Origin of the sequence: Hyphomonas sp. UBA3601, from assembly GCF_002375605.1 — a bacterium.
Taxonomy (GTDB): Bacteria; Pseudomonadota; Alphaproteobacteria; order Caulobacterales; family Hyphomonadaceae; genus Hyphomonas.
In genome coordinates this window covers 40,093-42,180 of the sequence record NZ_DFME01000047.1, presented here as the reverse complement: position 1 = coordinate 42,180, position 2,088 = coordinate 40,093, and the positions used below count along the sequence as shown (strand labels likewise).

Genomic DNA, 2,088 nt, shown 5'->3' with positions numbered 1-2,088 from the left:
TCTTGGCTGGCTTCAGCGCGGCTGCATCCGTCTTGCCATGCTTCAGCGTACCAAAGAAGGAGAAGCCGCCGAACAGGCTGGAAATCCACATTTCGAGGCCGCCCATCGGAATACCGATCGCCGTTCCCAGCTTGGACCAGAGCGGCTTCACGTTCCGCACCTGCTTCAGCTCCTTGTAGACCGAAGAAGCCTTGTAGGCGTCCTCGTATGAGGTCAGCACGTCGCCCTGACGGCCAGCCTTGATGGCTTCATAGGCAGCTTCCGCACCCATCATGCCCGTCAGGATCGCATTGTGGCTGCCCTTGATGCGCGGCACGTTGACGAAGCCTGCACCACACCCGATTAGCGCGCCGCCGGGGAATGAGAGTTTCGGCACCGACTGAAAGCCGCCCTCGGTGATGGCCCGCGCGCCGTAGGCGACACGCTTGCCGCCTTCCAGGTGCGGCAGCACGGAGGGGTGGTGCTTGAAGCGCTGGAATTCCTGATACGGCGAAATGTACGGGTTCTCATAGTTCAGGTGAACCACGAAGCCGACCGATACGAACGGCTCGCCATTGTCTCGGAAATGGTAAAGGAAGCTGCCTCCGCCGGTCGAATTATCGAGCGGCCAGCCCATCGTGTGCTGGACGTAGCCCTCATTGAATTGCTCTTCGGGTATGGACCACAGCTCTTTCAGGCCGAGGCCAAATTTCTGCGGGTCGCGGCCTTCATCCAGATTGTACTTGGCGATCAGCTGCTTCGTCAGCGAGCCCCGGGCGCCTTCGGCGAACAGGACATATTTGCCGAGCAACTCCATGCCCGGCTCATAGTCCGGCTTGTGCGTACCATCGGCGGCGATCCCCATGACACCGGCCACGATGCCTTTGACTTCGCCATTTTCACCCAGCACGAGATCTGAGGCGGCAAAGCCGGGGAAGATTTCCACGCCCATATTCTCGGCTTCCTGGCCCAGCCAGCGCGCCACATTGGCGAGCGAGCCAGTATAGTTGCCATGGTTCTTCATGAAGCCCGGCATAGGCAGCCAGGAAATGTCTGCCTCGCCCTTCGGGCCGAGGAATTTGAACTTGTCGCCGGTGACTTCGGTCTTCAGCGGACGGTCGTCGCGCTCACGCCAGCCGGGGATCAGCTTGTCGAGGCCGACCGGGTCCATGACCACGCCGGACAGAATGTGAGCGCCGATCTCGCCGCCCTTCTCGATCACGACGACTTCAATGTCTTCGCCAGCTTCCTGTGCGAGTTGTTTTGCCCGGATCGCCGCGGACAGACCCGCAGGGCCACCGCCAACGATGACCAGGTCATATTCCATCGACTCGCGCTGTACAGCGTCATCAGCCATTGGTTTCTCCTCCTTGCGGGTGATAGGGTGCCCGCTCATAAGCCCATTTGATTAAGCAATTACAGCGTCTATCAGGAAGGTCCAGAGCGTCCAGATGCCCACCCCTGCGTCAATTGATGCAATTAAGGCCCTCACCGAGTGGTGGGGCGACATGGGCGTGGAAGTCGATGACGCTGCGGTAAAGGCCTATCTGAAGGTTGCCGACAGTGCCGCGCCGCCTGCTGCAGTTGCCCAGGATGCCCCTGTGCGCCGCCCACGCCGGAAGAAAACGGACTGGGTTGAAGAGGCCAAAATTGCCGCAGCGGCCTGTGATTCGGTCGAGGCGCTAAAAGCCGCCATCGTAGCCTTTGAAGGCAGCCCGCTGAAAAGCGCATCAGAAAATACAGTCGTCTATGATGGCACGCCGGGTGCCAGCCTGATGGTGATCGGCGAAGGGCCGGGCGCCGAAGAGGACCGCAAGGGCCTGCCCTTTGTGGGCAAGGCCGGACAGCTGCTCGACAAGATGCTGGCGGCCATTCACCGTGACCGCACGGAAAATGCCTTCATTACCAATGTGAATTACTGGCGCCCCCCGGCCAACCGGAATCCGGAAGCCGAGGAGCTCGCCGTATGTCGTCCGTTTGTGGATCGGATGGTGGAACTGGTCGCTCCGAAAGTGATTATTGCCGCGGGCGGCGTGCCAGCCAAGTCCTTGCTCGATAGCGCAGATGGCATCATGCGCCTGCGTGGCACGGAACATGTTTTCAAGACCG

At 60.5% G+C, this 2,088-nt stretch carries 2 protein-coding genes; one reads left to right on the top strand and one right to left on the bottom strand.

The window, feature by feature from the left end:
• Positions 1-1,336: NAD(P)/FAD-dependent oxidoreductase (locus B4F73_RS05705; protein ID WP_290482704.1), on the bottom strand; the 1,336-nt coding region annotated here is incomplete at its 3' end.
• 94 nt (positions 1,337-1,430) lie between these two features.
• Between B4F73_RS05705 and B4F73_RS05700 the strand changes: the two genes are divergently transcribed.
• On the top strand, positions 1,431-2,088 hold a 658-nt coding region (locus B4F73_RS05700), incomplete at its 3' end, for a uracil-DNA glycosylase (RefSeq protein WP_290481749.1).